The sequence below is a fragment of the Leptolyngbya sp. FACHB-671 genome (assembly GCF_014695745.1).
Lineage (GTDB): Bacteria > Cyanobacteriota > Cyanobacteriia > Elainellales > Elainellaceae > JAAUTN01.
Map to the genome: position 1 here is coordinate 63,650 of NZ_JACJOV010000010.1, position 23,349 is coordinate 86,998.

Annotated in this window: 15 protein-coding genes and 2 pseudogenes; 3 read left to right on the forward strand and 14 right to left on the reverse strand. The window is 46.3% G+C overall.

The genetic code is table 11. The features are described 5' to 3' along the window. From H6F93_RS00430 to H6F93_RS00470, 9 genes are all read right to left on the reverse strand, one after another. Nucleotides 1-5,196 (reverse strand): ligand-binding sensor domain-containing protein, encoded by a 5,196-nt coding sequence (locus H6F93_RS00430; protein WP_190678124.1) that lies wholly within the window; start codon nt 5,194-5,196, stop codon nt 1-3. Nucleotides 5,197-5,363: 167 nt separating this feature from the next. Further along, nucleotides 5,364-10,688 carry a putative baseplate assembly protein gene (locus H6F93_RS00435; protein WP_524537872.1) on the reverse strand — a complete coding sequence of 1,775 codons (5,325 nt, stop codon included), beginning with the start codon at nt 10,686-10,688 and terminating at the stop codon, nt 5,364-5,366. Then, nucleotides 10,685-13,225 carry a putative baseplate assembly protein gene (locus H6F93_RS00440; protein WP_190678132.1) on the reverse strand — a complete coding sequence of 847 codons (2,541 nt, stop codon included), beginning with the start codon at nt 13,223-13,225 and terminating at the stop codon, nt 10,685-10,687. Before H6F93_RS00440 ends, H6F93_RS00435 begins: the two co-directional genes overlap by 4 nt. 1 nt (nt 13,226) lies before the next feature. Further along, nucleotides 13,227-13,583 (reverse strand): GPW/gp25 family protein, encoded by a 357-nt coding sequence (locus H6F93_RS00445; protein ID WP_190678136.1) that lies wholly within the window; start codon nt 13,581-13,583, stop codon nt 13,227-13,229. 2 nt (nt 13,584-13,585) lie between these two features. Next, complete coding sequence (locus tag H6F93_RS00450) at nt 13,586-13,909, reverse strand: hypothetical protein (RefSeq protein ID WP_190678139.1); 324 nt, start codon at nt 13,907-13,909, stop codon at nt 13,586-13,588. Between the two features lie 12 nt (nt 13,910-13,921). Continuing rightward, nucleotides 13,922-14,725 carry a phage baseplate assembly protein V gene (locus H6F93_RS00455; RefSeq protein ID WP_190678143.1) on the reverse strand — a complete coding sequence of 268 codons (804 nt, stop codon included), beginning with the start codon at nt 14,723-14,725 and terminating at the stop codon, nt 13,922-13,924. Next, entirely contained in the window at nt 14,722-15,858 is a 1,137-nt protein-coding gene (locus H6F93_RS00460) for a phage late control D family protein (protein WP_190678145.1), read from the reverse strand. The genes H6F93_RS00455 and H6F93_RS00460 overlap by 4 nt, the downstream gene beginning before the upstream one ends. Before the next feature lie 10 nt (nt 15,859-15,868). Next, a complete protein-coding gene (locus H6F93_RS00465) occupies nt 15,869-16,159 on the reverse strand; it encodes a LysM peptidoglycan-binding domain-containing protein (protein WP_190678148.1) in 291 nt (96 codons plus the stop codon). 45 nt (nt 16,160-16,204) lie between these two features. Continuing rightward, entirely contained in the window at nt 16,205-16,873 is a 669-nt protein-coding gene (locus tag H6F93_RS00470; RefSeq protein ID WP_190678151.1) for a CIS tube protein, read from the reverse strand. A 371-nt stretch (nt 16,874-17,244) separates the two neighbouring features. Here H6F93_RS00470 and H6F93_RS00475 point away from each other — a divergent pair, with 371 nt between their 5' ends. Further along, on the forward strand, nt 17,245-17,442 hold the full coding sequence (locus H6F93_RS00475; RefSeq protein WP_190678154.1) for a hypothetical protein: 198 nt from the start codon (nt 17,245-17,247) through the stop codon (nt 17,440-17,442). Nucleotides 17,443-17,857: 415 nt separating this feature from the next. Here the strand turns inward: H6F93_RS00475 and H6F93_RS00480 are convergent, their stop codons facing one another. The 3 genes and pseudogenes from H6F93_RS00480 to H6F93_RS00490 form a co-directional block, all read right to left on the reverse strand. Then, the gene (locus H6F93_RS00480) at nt 17,858-18,313 is read right to left on the reverse strand and encodes a hypothetical protein (protein WP_190678157.1); all 456 of its coding nucleotides are present in this window, start codon (nt 18,311-18,313) and stop codon (nt 17,858-17,860) included. Nucleotides 18,314-18,437: 124 nt separating this feature from the next. Then, nucleotides 18,438-19,302 (reverse strand): annotated as a pseudogene (locus H6F93_RS00485) (IS630 family transposase). A gap of 56 nt (nt 19,303-19,358) precedes the next feature. Beyond that, nucleotides 19,359-19,729 (reverse strand): annotated as a pseudogene (locus H6F93_RS00490) (IS1 family transposase); the annotation flags it as partial. A 371-nt stretch (nt 19,730-20,100) separates the two neighbouring features. Here H6F93_RS00490 and H6F93_RS00495 point away from each other — a divergent pair. Both H6F93_RS00495 and H6F93_RS00500 read left to right on the forward strand, forming a co-directional pair. Beyond that, a complete protein-coding gene (locus H6F93_RS00495; RefSeq protein ID WP_190678160.1) occupies nt 20,101-20,556 on the forward strand; it encodes a hypothetical protein in 456 nt (151 codons plus the stop codon). A 95-nt stretch (nt 20,557-20,651) separates the two neighbouring features. Continuing rightward, the gene (locus H6F93_RS00500) at nt 20,652-21,614 is read left to right on the forward strand and encodes a tyrosine-type recombinase/integrase (RefSeq protein ID WP_190678164.1); all 963 of its coding nucleotides are present in this window, start codon (nt 20,652-20,654) and stop codon (nt 21,612-21,614) included. A 636-nt stretch (nt 21,615-22,250) separates the two neighbouring features. On the opposite strand, the gene H6F93_RS00505 is transcribed toward H6F93_RS00500, so the two are convergent. Both H6F93_RS00505 and H6F93_RS00510 read right to left on the reverse strand, forming a co-directional pair. After that, nucleotides 22,251-22,478, reverse strand: coding sequence for a hypothetical protein (locus H6F93_RS00505; protein WP_190678166.1), 228 nt, complete (start codon nt 22,476-22,478; stop codon nt 22,251-22,253). After that, the gene (locus H6F93_RS00510; RefSeq protein ID WP_190678169.1) at nt 22,475-23,071 is read right to left on the reverse strand and encodes a nucleotide-binding protein; all 597 of its coding nucleotides are present in this window, start codon (nt 23,069-23,071) and stop codon (nt 22,475-22,477) included. The genes H6F93_RS00505 and H6F93_RS00510 overlap by 4 nt, the downstream gene beginning before the upstream one ends. Nucleotides 23,072-23,349: the final 278 nt, after the last annotated feature.

A 23,349-nucleotide genomic window follows, 5' to 3' on the forward strand; every position in this document is an offset into this window, starting at 1 on the left:
TCAAGTAATATAAAAAATACCGGCTTCTAAACCAAATCGCAAATTTTCGTCTATACTCGCTCGTAAATTTGCCTCTCGTTGGGGCTGCTTGAGGGAATTAAATACTCCCATTTCAGCTCCATCTTCTGCACCTGTATGAATTTCTGGAATACTGGCTTGACTGAGTTGGGCATAGCTTGGATTGCCGTATTGACTTGAAGTAAAGTTGGGTTGCAAACGCTCCATAATCAGCAATTTTTCTGCAATGTTCGGCAGTCCTTGATTGATTGATATCCATCGGCCGCTTCCATTTGTAAACTGCAAAATATCTCCCGAAGCTGTCCCCGCAAAGACATCTCCGGTGTTTCCGTTAGCCGTCAGGGTGGTAATATCAATTCCTTGTGAATCTGACTTGAGTTGCTGCCATTTTTTCTCCTCATGAATTAAACGAAAAATTTGCCCGTTAGCTGTTCCTGCGAATACAACAGGATTGGGAGTTCCTGTGATTTGAACTGGAACAATTGCCGTAATCACAAAGCTCGTTAATTCCTCATTTATTTCCGTCCAACCCTTCTCATTTAGATTGCAACAAAAAACACCGTTACCTGCTGTTCCAGCCCATAATTTCCCTTTGGCATCAATGGCCAAAGCCGTGATATACAGGTTAGTCAAGCCTGTGTTGAACGGTATCCAGCGATAAGATATTGTCTTGTTTTTCTCCTCGTGGCTGGTAAACTGGAATACGCCTCCACCGCTCGTCCCTGCAAATAGTTGCCCCGTGAAATCAACAGCAAGAGCCGTAATATTTAAATTCGTTAAACCTGTGTTGATTTTTTCCCAGTTTTCTCCTCTATCATTTGCCCATAGGATGCCGTTTCCTAACGTTGCTGCTAATAAATGATGAATATTGAAAGGCTGTTCCTTTAGGTTGCTGCTGAACGCTGCATTGACTTCCAAGATTGTATCAATGTTGATTTTGAAAGGAGTGCCTTGCGGTAAATTCTCGGCAAACGGCGCATTAATTTCCAGCCAATCTCCTTCTGACTTGCTGGCGTGGATTTTTACAATAATCCTAGTTTGATTGAAAGCAGTTATTTTGTCACCTAATTGTAGAGTTTCGTTAAAATTCGTGTCCTGTCTCCTGACGGTAATCCCCTGGCTGGAAATTGTTCCTATTCCAGCTTGTCCAAGCGCAGTTACAATTCGGGTTTCTTCCTCAATGCTAAGCGTGTCACCCTCTCGCACTTGAGAAGAGAAGAAAGTCCCCTTTCCTATCAGCTTCCTGCTGTCACTGGAAATTGTTCCTGTGCCCTGCCTTGCCCAAGCAGCTAAATGATTAATTGCTATATTAATCTTGGTTTCGATTTTTGTCCAGGTTTCTCCATTATTCTTTGAGCAAAAAATACTCCCATCTATGGCACCCACCCAAAGCGTATTTATTTGAAAAGATGTGGGAGTGCTTAAGTCTGTTTGGAATGAATGCTTAACTTTTAGCTCACTATTATTCAGAATTTCATTAATTTTTAGACTCTGATTGGCGGCTATCAGAATATCTCCAGGTTTGAGTTGTTGAGTGAAAGCTGTGCTAACCTCAGTCGTTTCCTGATTTGCGATCACAGTTCCAGTTACTGTAGTACCACTGCTGGAAATCGTGCCAATTCCAGGTTGCATGGAGGTAAGGAGTGCTGTGACATAGCGATTGGATAAGTTCCGAGTGACATCTTCCCACGGACGCTCCTTGTTTTGAGCATCGAACCGAAAAACGCCATCCCCCGCCGTTCCCAAGAAAACAAAGGAGTTGTCAAGGGTTGGGAGAATTTGAATCGCTGTAACGGCAGTGGGCACCCGTTTCAATGCTGCCTTCAACGCCATATCGGGTTGGCATTGATAGCGGCGGGGCGTGTGGGATGCTTCGGGGACATGAGAAAAGCGAATGCAACCCCTTTGATGCCGCATTACAATCACTTTTTCGGTGAAGATACTGTTGCTGGCTTCTAAATTGCGAACGGTTGTCATGCCTAAAACTGTGGTGGTTTTGATTTCAACCTCGCTGCCAGGGGCTGAGATGGCTTCCGGTTGTTGTTCTTTCCCTCCGGCTAGCCCTTTATCAATGATGCTGTCGGCAATTGACAGTGTTGAAACGGTATCGGTGAGGTACAGGGGGCCGCAAATACTCCGATAAAGCGTAATCTCTAAACGGGCGTTATCCCATTGGGTTGTGGGGGGCGCTGCTTCGGTGTCAGGTTCTGACTCGTGGGGACACCGCCAACGTTGGATGGTTTGCCACATTTGTGAAACTCGATTCTGTAGCTGCTGGAGGGCCGGTTGTAAGAGTTGAGTTGGGTTAAATTCCGAAGAAGCATTGCTTAACCCGACATCCCGGCAAATCGACTGCCACACCCAATTTAAGCAATACATGACTAGGGTGATCGCATTGAACCCCTCCTCGCCGTTAAGATCGAGAGGAGCGAGCCATCCGGGTTCCACGTAAAGTCCGCCCTGCTGGGGTACAAGTGTACAGTGGTTGATATTCAACCGCTTGAGATTACCGGCTAAAACAGTAAGTCTACCTTCCACCAGCAGTCCATCCAGAAGAAGTTCGCCCGGTTCTGGATGTTCTGCAATCGCAGTTCCCCGTACTGAGAGGTTACCGTGTAAGTGGGGACGACAGCCATCAGCCGCCAGAATCTGAAGCCGTCTCTCGGCAGGCACGACAATGGATAAGTCCCCTTCGTAGGTGCAATTATCTGCGATTAAGATAGTTCCTGTTTCTGCCTCATCTGGTTCTTCAGGGACGATGCCTAGATGCTCCCATCCTCGTCCCTTGAGACTCACAGGAGTAAGGGGTAATCCTTGTTTGGTTTCGTGAGAGATGAATAGAATTAGCGTTTGACCGGAATAAGCACTCAGATCAAACTGCATTTCTCGATCTAAACTAATGGTTTGTCCCTGCTCATCGCTCACTGTTCCTGGAGAGATAGCGATGATGGCTCGTTCGGGATTAACTAACGTAACGATTAGACCGTTGCTTTTAATCTCATCCGGAGTTGCGTTAGTACCAGGAAAATTTTCTCCTTTGTCGCCCTTATCCCCATTATTGGCGAAGTTTGACTGCAAGCTAGTATTAGTAAAAAATTTGTTTTGAACGTTGCTTCCATCAGTATAATTATCAACAATTTTGACTATAGGAATTTCTAACGTTGCTAAATAGATGCAATTGGGTTCAAAATTAGTTTGAGAATCCTCCTGATTCCATAGCTCAATTTGCCACTGTTTTCTCCAGCCCGTTGTTTTCCTTAAAACCAAGCGTTTGATTTCACCTTGATAAGGGCTTAAATCAACCGAGAAGTTATTGGAAATAATTCGCGATCGCCCTCGTTCATCGACAACCGTTCCTGCCGTAATCACGGCTTCTAACGTCCTCGGTTGCAGCTTAACCTCCAATCCCTGTACGATTCCCGGCTTAAACTGAAAAGACCGACAAATGCTCTCGTCAAACTGTGGGTTCGGCCTTTGCGAATTCAGTGTGAGATGGATGAGGGGGATAAACGTTCCGGGAGGATATTCATCGAAGGCGGTTTCCGAAACAAACTCAATCGGTGCTTCATCCGACGCACTTGCTCTCCTCGCAGAAGGGGGACGATAAAAAATGACAAGCCATCCTTTCGCGTCTTGAGTGAGGTTAAATTTTTCGAGAGGGACTATATAGTCTCTCTCAAGAAGAATCAGTCTCCCTTGGCGATCGACAGCCTGACCGGCAGTAACAATCACACTTGAGCTTCCCGGACGAACAATGACTCTCAACCCTTTACCAATGATTCCTGGGCTAAAAGAAGGACGAATTTTTTTCCGATCAAGGTGTATAACCTGAACGGTTGGAATCTGAATGCGAGCTAAAGGAATATGGGTAGAGTCTTTTAATCCTTGCCATGCTTCAACCGTTTGATTCCAGGTTTGAATGGCAGTCGCGAGGGGATTGGAGTCGGCTGAGGTGGCTTGTTTTACCTCCCAAATTAGGGGGGAGATGGAGTTTTCGGTCTCCTGGTTTTGAGTTGAAAGCGTTATGCGATCGCTATCGGGTTCATTGCGGCTGTAGGAACCGCCGCCTAAATCATCGCTAAATCCATAGGAGTAGCTGACTTCCACCCGCGTTGGCCAGGGTTGATGGAGAAAGGCAATCCGCCCTAATTCCGGGTCTACTGCGACAACTTGCGTGGGTAGGAGAGTATCATCAGTACTGCGATCGGATTCATCTGGGGGAATGCGCCAGACTGTTTTACCAGATTCATCTTCTTCTCCCAAACTATAGATGAGGATTTCTTCAGGAGGAATGGGGTTAGGTTGGCCGTTGACGAAGAGCTGTAAGACGGGTTCGAGATCGAAATAGTGAAGCCCCTCTAACGACTTTCCTTGCAAGCGCAACTGTCGCCGTTGTTTCAGTTCATCAGCCAGCACTTCACGGCGCAGGATACTCGGTACATTAATTTCTTGAGCCAGGGTAATGATATCTGTCTCCGTCTGGGGCTGGTTAAACAGGGGCGCATCATTCCCCAACGGGTTAAAGGTGTAATATTGTCCGGTAATTTCCGATCCAGGTCCTAGAACAGCACGCGCTGTACTGCGTTCAATAGGATAGCTGTATAAGCGCCAGACAAATAAGCCAATATTGACAACGCTATACCTTCCTCCCCGACGAATGGGGCGAATTTCTGCGGTATATGCCGCTTGTTGTTCAAAGGGTGTGCCGGTTTGTTGCAGGGAGTTGTTGGTTCGCAGATTGAAGGTTGTACTGTTGGAGCGAATATGGTTGAGGTTTTGGGTAGTTCCCACTAATCGGGCGAATTCTACCGCTCGTGCCCGCCATCCCATTACATCTTGTGTCAACTGCTCCAGCATAGCAGTCGTTCCCTTGCGCCGTCGATAGGCAAGGGTGTTCGCTACATAAGCCCGTCGCTCTTGCTGCCCGTAAACGTGGGAATTATCATCGGTGTACAGCTTTTCTACATCTAGTAAATCGCCAATGTACGGAACCGCCCATTCGGCACAAGTTTCAATGAACCAATTGTCATAAAGGCCGGTAATATCCCCTTCAATAGTCAGCAATTCTTGCTCAATCAGGGCTAGCAGTGCCCGCAGAGGCTCGCCTTCCACCGCATCCCGTATCTGATAGATGGCAGGAAGGAGTTTGTATAGGCGATCATGAGGAGATGTAGTCATTGGTAGCTAGGGAGAGGGGAAGAGGGGGAGCGGGGAGCGGGCGAGGGGCACAGGTACTTGTAGGGGAGAAACATTTGGGCGATTTGCTTAGTAAAAAGCCCAAGAGATTGGTATCCAAATGCTTCGCCCAATCCCAACGAAAAGTATTTTTTGAAACGGATTTGATGTCATAGTGTAGGCACGATCACAAGTTTGATTCCAGCAGGATTGAATAATAACAATTGAGCAGGGTACACTTGATTCGTCCGAGGGTCGGAACGAGCCTGAAAAGCAGGCAGGGACTGGACTAGCGCCTTACTGCGTCCGGAGGGATAAAGTGCATCTAAATCAACGGCAATTACTCCCTCAACGTTTTGCATGGTTGCGACCGCTTCTGCTGCTGTAACGTTTTGTCCGAACTGCCGTCGAGGGAAGGCAAAGGTGGTTTTGAGGGCAGTAAGTACCTTGTTTTTCACCTCTTCGGGTTGATAGCGGGGATTAATGAGTAATCGGGCTTCTAGGTTGAATAAAATGCGATCGTAGGAATCAATCTGTACTTGTTGCAGTGGATCTCTGGCTTGGTTGATCGCTTTTATTAAGTTGGTGTACAGGGACGATTCTGGGAGAACACTCTCTCCGCCTACGGCTGCAATCGTAAGGTGCACTATGTGATTTTCTTCGTGCCAGAGAGCAACGGCTTGCGCTTTACCAATTCCAGCAAAGCCTCGCGCAAAATCCTCAAAGTCGCCCAGTGATACGATTCGATCCAACGTCCGCACAGTGGGAGGCGCTTTAGCCCGCGCTTCTTCTAAAGATTCGGCTGGGGCTGCCCCGGTTGCAGGAATGGGATTGTTCACCTGTACAATCCCTTGGGGACGAGTTTTCAGCAAACTGAGACGAGTTGCGGCAATATTGCCATCAAGTCCAATCCCACTGCGGTAAGTGGCTGTAATATTTTCGTTACCACTGGGCAGACGCGCACCTTGAATGCCATCACCAAAGGTAACGGTTGTAGTACCATCATCTTCAATGCGGATAATATAGCTTTGGTCTTGGGGAGTAAGGGGATAAAGGGAAGGAACCTCCTGCCACAGCACGCCGTTAACCCGTACTTCTAACGTACTCTTGGCACCGCTTGCAGTTATCGTTGGTACATACGTTAGGGGCGGTTTTTTCAGGGCGAAACATTGGTTGGTTTGATGTCCATCGCCACTTCCTATCACTTCCTCGACGGTTTGGCCATGCGTTGCCTGCACGACATTGGCGTAGACTTGTACCGTTGCCGGATCGTAGCTATATTTCAGAGGCTGTTGCAGTGTTAGAACAGGCATTTGTTGGCCGGTGGGAGGCAATTGGATGTTCGCCACTTCACTGACAACCTCACTCTCTGCTGCTGCGGGAAGTAAGGTTAGCTGGGGGGAAACAACATCCTTGCTATCGCTACTTTCCACTCCTATCGCGTCGTACTGAGTTGTCCTGAGATTACCCTGAAATCCATCCTTGTCCATCACCTTCCACTGCTGATAGGGAATTGAGGTATTTGGCAATGAAGTTGGGGGTTCTATCAGTTGTACTACGTCCCGCCGTTGAACAGGTTTAGTTTCAAAGCCATCCAGGGACAATAAAATACCAATGCCGCCTACAAAAATGTTTTTAGAGCCGTGAGGAATGAGGATTGCCTGTACATCTATATTATTTAGGTTGGTATTGGCAGGTGTCCATAATTCACCTTGATTATCGGAATAGAAAACTCCTCTCTTGGATGTTCCCACCCACACCTTCCCATCAGCATCAACCGTTAAGCAACGAATCTCCAAATCCGTCAAATTCGTGTTAACTTGTTCCCAGCGATCACCGTTATCTTTAGAACGAAAAACACCACTACCTGCTGTTCCTGCAAAGAGATAATTTTGTGCGATCGCAACTGCTGTAATATTCCGATTAGTTAAACCAGTATTAACGGTGAAAGCCGTGCCTGGCAGCAAATCGGGACGGAAAGGCTCATCTACTGTAAAGGTAACTGAGTTGCTGTCAGGATTACTGTCTATGATAGTACGGCTTTGATCGGCAGCATTAATAATATCTCCATGTTGTAGCTGTTGATTAAAGTTACTGCCAATCCAGGTAACTTGGTTGCCATCACTAGAAATCGTACCCTTGCCCTGTCGAATCTCGGTGAATTGCTGCCAAGTGCTGCCGTTGTTGGTGGAATAAAATACCCCATCTCGCACGGTTCCAGCAATCAGTTCATCCGTGCATTGCTTCACTACCAGCGCTTGCACATCCGTACCAGTTAAACGGGTTGTTGTCCAGTTTTCCCCATCATCTTGAGACTGGAGCACTCCACCATTTATCGTTCCTACCAATAGGGTTTTACTTTGGGAGGTGAATGCGATCACACGGATATCGGTGTAAGTTAGTCCTTGCTCTTGATTAATTTTTTGCCATTGGTTCCCGCCATTGTTAGAGCGAAAGATGCCTTCAGTCGTCCCGACAAAAATCAGATCAGGTTGAGTAGAATCATTACTAGGTTTGGTCAATAATGCCTGAATTTCTTTTTTCTTCAAAGTTTTGTTGATGTTTTCCCAACTATCAACGGGTTGCCAATATTCCCCCTTGTCGAAAGAATGGAAGATACCTTCAGTTGTTCCTGCCCAAATGACGTTTCCTTGAGGATTGCTGGCGAGCGAGCGCACTTGGGAATTCGTCAACCCGCGATTTATCTTTTTCCATCGGATAGATTCTGGCTTGGTTTCAGCGCCCAAATGGCACACCCCGCCAATATCATTGAGCTGAACACGCAGGTGCTTACCACTGACAATGACAGTTTGATTCGGTTGCAATCCCTGAACGAACTGATTCAGGAAAACGGTATTTCCTTGAATTGGATCTTGGAAGATTTCTTGTTGGCGCTCGCTCACCGTGAGGCGTTCTTTAGCTAAATCCAATTCCTCACTACGACTCAGAACAACCGTCGATCTCAATTTAAACTTATCTGAGTGTTCTACTGCCTTATTCGGTTCAATTCGAATAATTTTGGCAGTCAGTCCGAAATCATTCTGAGTAATTGTAGATGTGCTTTTAACTTGGCGTACAGCAACAGTAAGTTGATTGTTATCTTGATTGATTGAGTTACCCTTATCGAGCAAAACAATCCAACTCTTCGGCAAAATCTGAGGATAGAGTGTATCAAAATCAATTTGGTTACTTTGAAGCTTGAAATCCGGCCATTCTTCTTTCTTATTTGTTTGAGGTGTGATACTATTTACTCGATTTTTAGTTTGAGTTTCAATGTCTGATTGTAAAAATCCTGCAAATTTGCTGCCAGCAAATAATGGTTTCTGCGCCTCATTACAGGCAAGTGCGGTCATATCTTGCGTTGGTAGACCCTCGCTAACCTGCGTCCATTGAACTGCTATTCCAGATATGAGGTAATAAACAAGACTTACTAACCATAGATCGAGCGTTTCAGAATCTATAAGTTGATTGTTTTGTAATTCTCGATACAATTTGTTGTAGCCAAAGATCAGGAATTCTTTAACTATTTTTACGTCATTATCGGTGTATTTTAAGCAAAAAACTCCCTGTTCAGTAGCCGCAAAAAGATAATAAGTTTTATCATAGTTGTATGTTGATAATGAACGAATTTTATAAATTTTAAATGTGTTTTTTTTATCATTTTGGCTGATGTTGATTGCTTGCCACTTGTTCCCTTGTGTTGAGGAATAAAAGATACCAGCATCCGTACCAGCAAAGATAAAACTTTCATTAGCAATGAGAGCAAATACAGCTCTTTCATTAAAGGATGATGAGTTGTTTTCTTCCTGCTGGATAAGGTTCCAGCTTTCACCATGATCTGAAGAGCGATAAAGACCTTTATCAGTTCCTGCAAAAAGGTAAGATTTTTTATATAAGAGAGAATACACTACATTATTGGTTAAATTTCTGGCGATCCAGTCGTTTCCTTGATTGTGTGAACGATAGATGCCCTCGTCAGTTCCAACAAATATATAGCTCCGCTCTACAGGCGTTGAGAGTTGAAAGGATGTTCCTAAAGGTATAACAGATGGTGTAAATGGATCGTTAATCGTGAGTAGTGTATCAGAGAAGACTTGTTTTACTGCAATGGTTTGAGGTTCTCCTTCTACATTGACAGTAATCGTGTTACTCGTTTTTAGTTCTTTTGTAAATTCAGTACCATAACCCGTAACTGTGGTGCCTTCGATGAAAAGCGTTCCTGTACCATAGGAATCCTCAGCCGTATAGGTTAAAATCGAACGCACAATACTGTTAGGCAGCCTGGTATTAACAGATTGCCAGTTGGTGCTACCTTGCCCCTCAACCCGGACATTCCCAGTATTAATAGGAACCCAATTTTCACCGCCATCTTTGGAACGAAAAACACCACCACCCGGAGTACCAGCAAACAGGGGACTGCGCCCGTCGGGTGCTGTATAAAGTGCCTGAATATTTAGATTGGTTAAACCATTATTGACAGCTTCCCAAGTGTTGCCATTGTCCATAGAACGGAAAATCCCTTTACCCGCAGTACCCGCAAATAAAACGCCATCTCGAATAATTAAACAAAGAATATCTGCATTAGGTAACCCTTTACTAGCCGCATTCCAGGTATCGCCATGATTTTCGGTGTGGAAGATACCTCCCTGAAGTAAATCAAGCTTACCCTTATCTGCGATCACTGCCAATTTAATCTCAGCAGGCATCTGTTCCCAATCGGGTGCATTATGCCCGAACAGGTTGGCCCGTTGACGGAAAGCGAACACTTTGGGATTGCGAAGCGGGGTTGTAATTTCGGGAAGAGATTCCTCCCACTGCACGAGGGTATATCCTGCCTGAGAGTTTTGTACGACTTCAGTCAGGGGAAGCAGATAAGTGTGAATTTCTCGCTCTTCGTCAATGAGTAGTACAAAGTCTCCCGCTTGCAACTGGGTGCTGATGCTGTTGAGATAGAGTTGACGAGTGTTGCTGGTAATTTTTTGGGGCCGAGTGGAACGCGGTGTTAGAGCATTCCAGTCAGCGTAGGCGGTAAAATTTTCACTGGTTTCAAAGGTTTGGGGGAGTTCATTCTTACTAGGGATACTCATAATTTGAGTCCCTTTAGGAATGGTTGCTACCCTAGGCGAACCAGGCACATCTTCAACATTAAAGGTGAGAAACGTGCTGGCAGCAACGCCTGGATTGAGTTCATAACCAATTGCCCGTGCTAGTTCTAAAACAGAAAGGCGTTCGGTTGCGGTGCGTAAATAGCCTTCATTGGCAATTCGTTCTTGGTAAAAGGTTAAGACATCCGCTACAACAGCCCAGGCATCTAAAAGTGCGATTGCAGTATCATCATTCAAGCGAGTGGTGAGTTTTTTCAGTCCCCCTTCCCGCGCAGGTAACTGACTCAATAACCGATTCAAAAACCCCCGATAATCGGCAATGCGATAAGCAATTTGCGATAATCCCGGACGGTTTTCTGGCTTTGGGAATGGATCGGGTGTGTAATTCATAAACCGCCCTCCAAGTTAAACTCGATTCTGCCGCTTTCCGGTACATTGGGGGTATTGTCTAAACGGGCAATTTCTAACCGTTCAAACTCAATTCTTCCCGTCTCTAGTTCTCCGGTGGCGGATTGCCCCCAACGCTGAAACAGGTTAACTTTCACCGATTCCACCCCGGATACTTGCATGGCTGCCGCTACCACAGGACTGAGATAAACGGTTTCACCAAAGCTGAAGCGATCGGGATGAAAGAATCCCTCTTTCCCGTTAACTAAAATCTGATTACTAAAGACATCTATCAAGGCTTTTTTCACGGTACTGCGGAAATATTCGGGTTTAATTTGTACCGTCATGGCAATATCAAGAGGGACAAAGCGAGGCGCGTCGATTTCAATGTCATGTCCGGCTAAACGAAACTCTTCGAGAAATGTCTTTAATTGTTGCTGGAATTCGCTATCAACCGGACGCCCTCCCTCTCGATCAACAGTGATGAAAATGGTGTGCCAACTTCCTGTCCAACGCCGTGTTGCCAGCGCTTTGTTTACACCGGGATAACGTTGGGCCATTTCTGCATAGTCGGCTTCCGTTACAGCCCGTCGCTGTTGCCGAAACGCTTGGGGCGCATAAAGGCGGGCTTGTTCGATGGGTTCGGGTTCGGTTCCCCCAAGGGCAGGGAGGGGATTCTGCACTCCGATAATGGCTGTTTGGATGTCTTCTTGGCGAAGTTGGTCTTCGGGTTCCAGGTTCTCAGGTTGGATTACAATATGTGCGATCGCTTCTGCACCCACGTTACCCGCACGACCATTGCCAATGCGGTAACAGGCATACAATGGAGTATCCGGTTGCGGCCTCCTGCCTAAAGTATTGTCCCCAAAACGCAGGAAAGCCCGTCCATCATCCTCTGCTTCTACCACAAAGTCACGAGCAAAGCGATCGCTGATTAGCAAATCTCGTTGCGGTTCCCAGCGTACACCGTTTTCCCCTAGCTGATTTTCCCAAAGTGCGATCGCAGGACGCGCATCTCGTAATTGCCATTGCATTGCCGCACTCGCAGGTGCAGTCGGATCGAAGGCTACCCATTGCCTCTGTCGATCTTGCACATAACCCTGCTGGGTGAGTGGCCCTTCTTTTAAGCGAGGGCGAAACCGTTGCCAACCTGGGTTTTCACGCAAATCTTCTGAAACAAGCGATCGCCCCGCATCCACCAGCACCACATTACCCCGTGCCACGCTAATCTCATTAATCGGTTTCCCCTGGGCATCGACGTTGGAAATATACAAATCAAAGGGCAAGGCATCCTCAACCGCCCAAGCAACCTCCACAATTTTCTCGCCATTGAGGGGATCGATTGTGTCTTCGATTTGAGTTAAACGCACCACATGGCGATGCTGCCGATTGGTATCCTTCTGTTCACCCGTCTCCCATCCCCGCACTTCTTCTAAAACCAGTACACTGTTGCGCGTGAGTCGTTTTGACAGCAACCCATCTTTATTGTGTAAGGTGACTTGAGTTGAATTTTTCGGCAAGTAGCATTGCTCGTTTCCCCAAGTGTAGAAGTGGATGGTCTCTAAGGAGTGATAGAGGGTAATGTCATGCAGAGATTCAAAAACTTGGGCACCCGCTTGCAATGCTGTGTTGAATTTATCGGCAGGAAGCACCGCATTGGCTAAAGTTGTTTTGGTTAAAAATCGCACACCAGAACAATTGTGCTGTTTGTTGGGGCCGAGTAATTTAATCCCATCTATTCCTTTCCTCTGGGATGTATTGTCCTGATTATTGAGGCGAATCACCACCCAAGCGCGTGCATTGCAACCCTCGTGCATCAGGTAATCCAGCAGACGAACGTGACGACGCACAGACACCCGTTTCCGTGCAGTCCCCAAATAAGCTTCTGTGGCTACAGCATCTTGGTAATAACTTAAGTGATCGGCAGCATAGGCTAAAAGTTCTACCAACATAATGCCCAAATCTGCCGGGTTGCGTTCCTGCCACTGCGGCATTGTCACCGCCAGTCGATCTAACATCAGGTGGCAGAAGCTGGCATAGTCTTTGGCGAGGTAATCAATAACCGGTGGAGGCGGTTCTTTTTCTGCTAGGGGTTCTGGAGATTGGCAGTCAAATTCACTAATTGCCTCCGTCCAAAAGGAAAAATCAATCGCTGCAAGTTGGGAGTCAAATCCTTCAGGAGGAGTTGATGAGGGGGAAGACTTTACCAAGCGCAAGGTATAGGTGGAAAAGTCACCGACTTGATCCACTCGCACGGTTAACATATTGGCAAAGGAACTCACGGATTCAACTTGTACTCCCTGCAAGCGAGTTCCACCGCTAATCACGACATTCTCTGCGGTTAAAGAAGCTAAATTGAGCGGTACACGCTTGTTTTCAGTTGATTCAGCAAGCGGGTGGATAAAATAAACGAGCAGTGTTTTGCGATCAGATGCTACCTCTAAGTAATCAATCCCATTTAACCGGGGGCGTCCATTAACCTTTGTCTCTCGGACAAGTGTCCGTCGCTGTTGATTATTGCAACGGTACTGAGTAGTCATGTCAAACCTCGCGAGTAAATTGCGCTACCTGTCGCTGCTGGTTGCGTCGAATCACGTACTGGACGGTTACCTCTAGCTTTGACTCCACCGTTTCAATGTCAATGCCTTCTACTTCAATCACATCGCCCAACCATTGCTCTAATGCGCCCTGAACTAAAAACTGAGTTGCTGCGGCTAATTCGTTGCTGTTGGGCGAAAACAACAGTTGGTACAACCCACTGCCAAAGTCTGGGCGATTGACTCTCTCTCCCGGTGAGGTGAGGAGAACTTGTTCGACTAACTGACGAATGTGCGTTGCCATATCCGTTTCTGCCACCCGTCCGCGTCCATCAATTTGCAAGGGATAGTTAATCTGCATGGTTACATTCCCCTAACGCGAGTTTGAGTGAGAAGTACAGTAAGCGGCGTACCAGTAGGAACGCAGATTGCCTGACTATCTTGTATCAGAACAGACATTCCCATTACCCTGACTCGCAGTGCTGCCACCACCCAATTGCCAATGATGCAGGGGCCGACGTTAGCAGGTGGTGGGGGATTGGCACAACCGGCAATCGCATAAGGGGGGCCTTGCGTTGTCACCGGCATTCCCATCACCCGCACTCTGGGATTGGGGACGGTAGGCTTTGCTTGTCCTCCATGAGCGCAAATCACTGTAGAACCAACGTTGAGTAGAAAACCAGGCATGACAGCACCTCCTTACATCACTTCCAAAGCACCGTTATTCACATTCACGCCTATCGGAGAAAGCTTGATATTAGCGATGGGATAACTCAGTTCAATTCCCGACGATGCAATCTTGACATTAGCTGGCGTACTACTCATTTCAATTCCCGACGAGCTAATCTTTGCTGTTGCTGGGGTGTTTGCGATTTCAATCCCAGAGGAAGTTGTTAACTTTACTGTTGCTGGATTACAGTTAAGTTCAATACTATTAGCCGTCAGTTTAATTTCAATAGCACTTTCCTTGAGTTGAATACTATCACTCGCAATCGTAACCGTAGAGGATTCCCCATTCTTCAATTCAATGGTTTCTGCTATGAGTTTAGCCGTGGTCTTGTTGCTATTATTTAGTTCGATGCCATCGGCATTAAAGACCATTTTTAGTGGTTTTTCTACTATTGGCTTATCAACTTCAACCGTCAACCCTTTGTTATTTCCTAAATTACTTAAAGTAATCGTAATTCCATCCGTTTTAAACACCTGTACCTTAACTGGATCATCAACTTGGGCATTTTGAGGCAATTCATTTTCCCCCCAAAAACAACCACTCCAAATCGGATAATCGGGGTCGCCGCCTTCAAATTCCACCCACACATTGGCATCAACAGGTGGAATGGTAAAAAAGCCAACATCTTTGCCAGCATACGGAGTGCAGGGCAATGCCCAACTTTGGCGTCCCTCTCCAAAGATTGCCGGAACGCTAACTTGAATTCGACCTAAATTTAAGGGGTCTTTGTTTGCCGCTACTTTACCGCGATATTTGCCGAAAAACTGTTTCATATTGGCACCCTTTGTGTTGTGGTTCCGAGTCCTTCGCGGGTAATGGTAAAATTCTGCTTATATTGCCCCCTGCTAATTTTGTGGGTGACGCTTTTGACGTAGTAGAAGCCGTCATAGCTGTATCCTACCCCTCGCAAACCCACCAATCCTCGTAATTGCAGCAGCGCCCCGTATCGCAGGGTATCGAGTTCCCCTGTAACTGTGACCACATCATCCACAGAGCGGTCGGTTATCGCTTGGGCGTGGGCATCTGCCTGGGCGGTTTCTCGACCAGTTTGGCGAAACTGTCTGAGGCGTCGATGAGTTTGCTGAGTGAGTGCGGCTTGCTTGGCTAATTGGGGGCGATCGCTGCTATATTCCTGTACGGGTCGAATTTTGTTCGTTTTGCGGTCTTGAACGCTTCCCTCTACGGCTGTCACTGCAAGGGCATTATTCTGAAAGTTGATTGAGTCAACATTACTGAAGGAACCCATATTAACGGTTAATGCCTTCTGGGCTTGACCTTGGCGCTGTGGCGGCCCCCAGTAGGCGATGTTACTACCGGATGCGGGGCCGGGCATGACGTAGAAGACGTAAGCAAAGCGTTGTGCGATCGCTCTAAGATACTCTAGATCGGTGCCTTGTTGAGAGGGAATCCGTTCATTGCGAGTCGGTTGATCTCGCAGGGGGGGATTCACCACTTTGGGAATCAAACCGTATTTGGAATAATTACCAATTAAAAGACGAGCGGTCGTCGCTTCATCCTGGGCAGTGTGTTCCACTGATTTCTCTTCTAAATCCATCATGACGCTGACATCTTCACCCGTAATGGTGAACGTGGAACCCCCTGGTGTCATACTCGGTGAAAACTGCTGGTTTGTAATGATGCCATCCATCAGGACTTGAGCATTAGCTCCTAACGTCATGATTAAAATTACCCGATTAAAAACATTTAACAAAGGATTTTTTAGCAGTTGATCGTCCTGCAAATCATTGCGTCCAGCGCGACCCACTTGAAAGATAACTTGAAAACCAGAAGACCCTTCATCACTACAATTGACTTCAACACTTTGAATCGCTTCCATCAGCAACTGAGGAGCAGGTTTAGGTTGATTAGTACCAATTAAAAGAGTGAGATTAATTCCCAGCGGCATTGCAACCTCCTCAAACCTGCGGCATTGGAATTCGGATTGTCTTTCCAATTTCAGCGATGAGTTCGGTTGGATTTAGGGTGTTATTAGCATCACACACCTGCCAAAATTGCTCAGCATCACCCAGCGTATTATGAGTAATTAAATCTAAGCGATCGCCTTCTACCACTATAACTTCTTGTAATAGTGGCATCGCTTGTCCTTGCGCTAAAAAACGACGGCGTTTGTATGCGATTTTACCCCCATCAGCGGTAGTGTATTGCGCTGTTTCTAAGTTGTAGTAGCGGCTAGTATGCTCAAACATAATCTTTAAATTAAGTAGGGAGTCAAAAATGAATAGGTAAATGTCTTAAAGACGTTGATTAATATTGACACCTGTGAGGGCAGATGGATTGCTAACACTGCCTTTAACTGCCATACGTTCTTTACTTTTGTGATGTGCCAGAAATAATTTAGCTCCCGGTTTTCCCCAGGGTAGATCGTTGTAGTTCAAAACTCGCAAACTGAGGGATACCTTGGCCCGAATTGGGTTGAGGTTAACGTCATACGCTTCTTCAGTAATACTGAAATCAGTTAGACGAACAGGGAGTACCCGTTTATTACCCCACACGAGCAAAGTCATAGGAGCTTCCATTGGCACCATTTCGGTCATACCCTTCTCTGATTGCTGCATATTGGAAACTACTTGTGTGCTTTGGGGATAAATTAAGGTTTCCAATGCAGAGAGTTGAGGATAGATACCCAATTCAACCGCGTTTTTTTCAGCATGTTCAAGTTGATCAGTCGCATCAAGTTCAACATCGAGCTTGATGGTTTCTACAGGCATTCCTTTTACGCGCAAAGCTTCAGCTTTAGCACCCTCTTCTCCATCTCCACTCGCTACTTGCGGCTTTAGGGTTCGTGTCAGGGTTTCTGGATTGTACTGGAATGTGACTGTGCTGACCACCCTATTTGTAGATGAATCGACAGTTACGATCGCACCCTTGGGTAATTTTGGGGAACCAGGGAAAGTCGTCACGAGGCAGTAATCCTTCGCTTATAAATAGGGCTTTTATCGTGCTAAAAACATGGCTTGTCCACACCCTAATCATTACAGATAATCATCTGCTTATTTTTTAGTCAATTATTTGGAAATTGTCCAGATAAAAGCTTAAACTTGAGTTTGATAAACAGTTTTGATTCTGAATCTAGACTATATAATACCTGATTGCCACTTTACAATTATCCTATTATATTTTTTATCTATATTTTTCCTCAAAACTTAATATTATTTTTATTTTTTATCTATATTTCCTATCAAAACTTAATATTAGTTTATTTTACAGAATTATATTGGTGTTTCGATGAGTGCGTTGTATAATTAGAAGCATTTGATGTGGAGACCGGATTATGCATTCGATCATCTTCTTGCTGATTGTAGTTCCTGTTACTTTGGCATTTATTCTCGGGTTTATGGCAAATTTGCTTCGTACACTCGCGGAACTTGCTGACGAAGTGCCAAAAAAAGCTACAAGTTTGGCTTCTACTTCAGGTGAATTATCTAACCCAGGATCGAGTGGTGAAGCCATTGAGAAAGCTAGGGCATAGCCTTCTTCTGTCACTCTCCGAAGAAATTTTCCATTTCTGAATTCTAGAGCTTTTGTCTACTAAGCGATCACCAGATTTTTTTTCTAAAAATAAATACAACAGCCAATTTTTTCTAATAGGATAGCTTGTATTAATCGATTGATGAAGCTTCTATAGATTGCCCTCCCGGAAAGTGACAAAAGAGGAATGGTGTGATCGCCTCTCGGGAAGAGCCAGTCTCTCCCTCTTTTGTCACTTTCAGCAGAGAGAAATCTGAAATTTTATACTAAGGGCTTTTTACCAACTAGGCTATGTTTCAACATTTTTCTTAGGAAAGCAATTGCTAAACCGTGCATTGGGAAAGCTTCTCACCCTTTAACTTATATTTTTCTCTCATCAGGGTAACAAAAGATGACTAAACCCTTTTAGAAAACGTTCAAGTATCAGAGGATTTTTGGGTAGATGAGGGGAAACAGGAAACTGCATCGCCTAATTTAAAACCCAATTGTTCTTCAATGGTAGAGCGCAAGTCGATTTCCGAGGGAAATGAGATTCCCAACCATTGCTGGAGGTGTTTTTGAGACCAACTGGCAAATAGGGCAAAAGGAGATACTAGCATAATAATGAAGTGGTAGACCACATTTGTTGCGATAACTGTTTGGTCATTGGGTTGAGCATTTAGCCAACTCCAAAATCTCCAACCACTACGAAAGCTAGCAACCCAAAGCCAAACAACAGAGGCAACTCCTAAGAGTGCTAGTAAAAAAACCAGCCTAACCATATTCCCAAGGAAGCCGAGGCTTTTTCCAATAGCATAACCATAGGAAATACTCTCGTCTTCACTCCAAGTAACTAACGATTTATTCGATCGATAAGGGGTAAGGTTCATCATTAAACTGTTCCATCGATTTTCTTGAATTCTATCACTGAATTGCTGTTAATTCTTAAATTCTAAAAATTTTTAGAGCTTACACACAACCTCTAGAGGTTGTGTATTATAGCAACCGCCTTGGCGGTTAAGATACTAGGTGTAGGACGGGTTCCATCGCATCGCGTAGACAATCAAACTGGTCGAGTTGCGTGGCGTACCGACTTTTGAGCCAAGACCAGCATCGCTCAATCTTATTGAAGTCCGGTGAATAGCTGGCAAGTACAGTAACTGGCGACCGGCTTCCTGAATCAGTTGCAAGGGTCCGCCCCCCTTTATGAAAGGTGGCATTATCCATGACCACTACCTGCTCCGGTTTCAGCATCAGAATCAGACAAGTTTCTAGCCAAATCTCAAATACAGTTCGATTACAGGCTCCTTCGATGGGTATTGCGGAGCCATCAGTTACCCAAGGCATTGGACAGCGGCAATCATATTCACTCGCCCCTATCGTCGTCCTAACTTCAAGGCATCAAACCGTTGTCCTCTCTCATTCCAGCCATAACCGTAGTCTTCAAGGGTTGTCCATGCCTGCTTCATCCACATAAACAATCGTTCCATCTGCCCACTTAGCCAACTGCTCTATGAAGGTTTGCCGTTTTGATTCATCCCGCTCGAGGTAGCCGTAGGTCTTTTTTTCGCGTGAACCCAATTTTCTTCAACGCTCGTGAGATTGTGAGATCTGCGCTTCGCAGCAGCGCTTCGCTATCACTAATGTCACCCTGCCATAGTTGCGCCATCTCCACCTGGGTTTTATCTCCATGAGTCTTGGCAAATGCCCGAAACTCCTCCCAGTCGAGGATGGTTGTTTCCAGGGGTCCGTTAGGCAATGCCATTACATCTCCCGTTTGGGCTTTGCACTGCAACCATAGGTTGATCGTGTTGCGGCTGAGATTGAACAGTTCACTCGCTTCGCATTTCTTCAGGCCATCTAACTTGATCGCTTGGATCATTTTCTGACGAACGTTTCTGCACTGTGGTCGCCTAAGACCCAGCCTAAAATGCCTTACTTGAAGTGATGAACCGCCGTCCACAGCCAGATTTTGTTTTTTTTGAACCGACAAAGGTTTCTAATTCATCTAGCTCACCTACCAGGGGCACAGTCTCTGGTAGGTGAGCATCAGGCAGCAGTTGTCCCACGCGCTTGACCCAAGTAATCACCGTCGTGTGATGCACACCTTTGACTCGTTCGATACCCTAAAAGCCCATGCCGTTAACATACATTTTCAGGCATTCTCGCTTAACTTGATCTGAGTAACCTTTCGCTGATTCGTAGCTCTCGATGAATTGGCGACCACAAGCTACACAAATGTGATTTTGTTTACCTTGTTTCTTCCCATTTTTACGGATATGGGTGCAACCGCATTCCGGGCAATGCATCCTCAATTGACCTCAATTTATATTTCCATTATGCAACGGCCTCTGCTCTATCAGATTGCTTATAAAGGTGCGTCTTAGTATGTGAGGATTGAGCTTTTTCAAACCAGATTTTAGAGCATACTTTCTTACAATATTCTCCACTTCCCAAGTCATCATTGCACCTCTCTATCCGATAAAGACAGGTGCATAGCTACTAGCAGGCGATTGATATCGTAGGTTATGTAGACAAAGCAATCGTGATTCCATTCCTTAAGTGTGCCGCTACGTGCTAAAAAATGCCATCTGTTACCCACCCTCACGTCCACCCTCGTAACAACTAACGGCACACTCACGAGCTAAAATATGCTATCAATCCCAACGCCGGCATATCAATGGCCACAGAGAACAAGCGAATTGTCGGGTATTTGCCCAAGGACTATTACACCCAGTTGCGTGAGTACATGGAACGGGAACACATCAGCGAGAGTGCAGCACTGGTGCGAATGGTGAAGCAATTCTTTGACACACCCAACGCACACCCGGATGTAGAAGCGGAGGTGGCCGCATTGAAAACCCAAATGCAACAAGTGCTTTCGAGGATCGGCGTTTTGGAGCAATTAGCACAAACTCGCCCAGCACAGCGCAAAGGGAGCGCATCCCAACCTCATCCCATGTTGCAATCCCTTAGCCGTGAGGAACTTGCACGCAGAATGGGGGTGAGTTCAGAACTGCTGTTAGATGTGGCGAGCAAAGGAGAAACTGAATTTCAGCAATGGTGCAGACACCGAGATCCGGGCAAACGACTTTGGAGACGGGAAGGAGAAATGTTTCATCCCGTAGAAGAGTGAGTTTAGGAGATTGTGGGGATGGGCGAATTTGCTGATTTGTAGGCAGTCATAATTGTGTAAGAATGACTTTCTAGAAGAATACTTCTGATAAGTAAATGAGCCGCCTGAGTGTTGCCCCCCTGGTGTTGACGACACCCCCCCCACTCACCCTGCACCCCGCAGCGGTGTATCTGGCCCATCTAGCAGCGGGGTCTAGACCTACTATGGAACAGGCTCTCAATACCATCGCCCGACTGCTCACGAATGGCCAGGGGGATGTTTACACCCTCAACTGGGCAGCCCTGCGCTATCAGCACACCGCTGCGATCCGCACGTCGCTGATGCAACAATTCGCCCCGGCAACTGCCAATAAAATGTTGTGTGCCCTGCGCCGAGTGTTGAGGGAAGCGCTGAGACTGGATTTGATGGATGCAACTGACTATGCCAAGGCTGTGGACTTTCCCAGCATTAAAACCAAAAAAGAACTTAGAGGTAGGGCGCTCAGTCCCCATGAAATTGCTGCCCTGTTTCAAGTTTGCCAGGACGACTCCACCCCTACGGGAGCTAGGGACGCTGCATTAATTGCTATCCTACGCGGCGGTGGGTTGCGTCGGGCAGAAGCGGTCAATTTGGAACTGCGGGACTTCACTGTGAGTACCGGGGATCTGAAAGTCCGCGATGGCAAGGGAGGGAAAGACCGCACGGTGTATCTGTCCAGCGTGGCAGTCACCGTGGTGGAAGATTGGTTGACGATTAGAGGGAAGAAACCCGGCCCTTTGTTATGTCCCATTCGTAAGGGGGGAAAGATACAGCCCAGACGCATGACTCCCCAAGCAGTGCTTTTGATTCTCAGGAAACGTGCCGCTGAGGCGGGGGTGGAGTCGTTCTCGCCTCATGATTTTCGCAGAACGTTCTGTTCAGATTTGTTGGATGCAGGGACTGATATTGTGACGGTACAGAAACTCGCGGGTCATGCTTCACCTGTGACAACGGCTAAGTATGACCGGCGGGGTGAGGAAGTCAAGCGTAAAGCGGTGGAACAGTTGGGCATTCCCTACACTCGTCGCCACCTTTCTTAATCAGAGTGCAATTAAGTGTCAGAGTAACTTGATATTTATAGATATGACCATTAGGTATCAGGCGATAGCCAGCCTCAATGATTTGTCAAACATCTCTGCCTTATCTTCCTTGTCTCCCCTGCCCTGTCAACATTTCACGTCTCCAATAAAACTGCTATATGATGAACCTACCGTTAGAAAATCTGCCCCATAGCCATAGGACAAGTGGGTGCTGGGGATCAATTGGGAACAGTTCAAAACGATAGAAGCACGGTTGCATTACAACCGGGAAGTCAGGCTGAGTTATTTATCAGACGATTGAGAGAAAAGAGCTATATAAACCCAAAAGAGTGCCTGAAGTCTAGTTTTGCCGGCTAAACAGCTACAGATTTTCCACTGGCAAGACGACGATTATCAACAGGTTCATCGGCCTAATTTTTTCTTTAGACAAGGCTTTCTTTTGGGTTTATGTAGCAAATTCTGACCAATATGATGCAGTGAATGAATTTGTGCTGGTTATCCCCTCCTCCAGCTATTTCTGGCATCTGGAGTAAATAAAGCGGTTCATTTTAACCAGAGGCTAAGTAGCAAGAACAGCCTGACTGCATTCAATGGATAACCAGAAGACCAGAAAGCTGGTTTTCTGGTCTTCTGGTTTTATTCCGGTTCTCCAAATCTGGCTTTTAGCGCTTCAACGATCACGCTTGTCATTGTCACACCCGTGCGTTTAGCCTCAGCTGACCAATGCCGGCGTAACGAGACAGGCACCTTAATACAGAGGTTGACTTCCGGTTGCGTTGCCGCTTCTTCAACTTCTGTTTTTCTGGGTTCCTGGTTTTCTGGTTTTCTGGCTTGCTTGATTAAATCCCCGTATTTACCACTCATTTGAGTACCTCCATAATTTCGTCACCGAGCGCTTGATAATCGGCCCAGGCTGCTTTAATGCGTTCTTCGTTAAGATCCCGAATTGGCAGACCCGCCAGTGCTGCTTTGGCAAACCCAACAGTCCGACGAATCATTGTTTCAAATACGGGCACCCCTCCATCTTTGAGGTCTTTACGCATCAGCTCTCCCTCACGGGATGGGTAAGGGGGAACAATCGTTAACAAAGCTCGATACTGGGCAGTCCCTAAATCGCGAGCGGTTTCGAGCATGGGCTGTAGGCTCAAGACATCAGGGGCTGTCGGTAGAACCAACAAATCACACCCCTTAGCAAGTTCTTTTAGATCGTCTGAGTTAGGACGCGCTGGCGTATCGATGATCACGTAGTTTGCTCCAGGGACTAAGCGCATCGCCTGCCGTTCATCAGCAACAGTGAAGGGTAAAGAGCCACGAGACGCCCACCCGACTGAGGTGCGGTTAGGGTCACCGTCAACTAGAACGGTTTTTCCTTTTTCGCTAAAGTAGGTTGCTAGATGGACAGCGGTTGTACTTTTGCCGACCCCCCCTTTGTACCCTGTGACTGTCAATATTTTCACGATTGTTATCTGGCTATTTGGTTTTCTGGTTTTCTGGTAAGGCAGATATTTGGATATCTGGTATTCAGACTCAGATGAGGCTGCTCACAAGAATACACACAGATGACGCAGAAGCACTGCTGAGCCTAGTATAACCAGAAAGGATGTTTTATGGGTATCTGGTTTTCTGGTTTTCCAGATTCTTATCTCCAATACCAAAAAGGATGCTTGAATTGAAAGGCGCTGTACAGATTCAACCTAATTGCTGTCCTCTAATTTCTTCTCATTAGCTTTGAGGA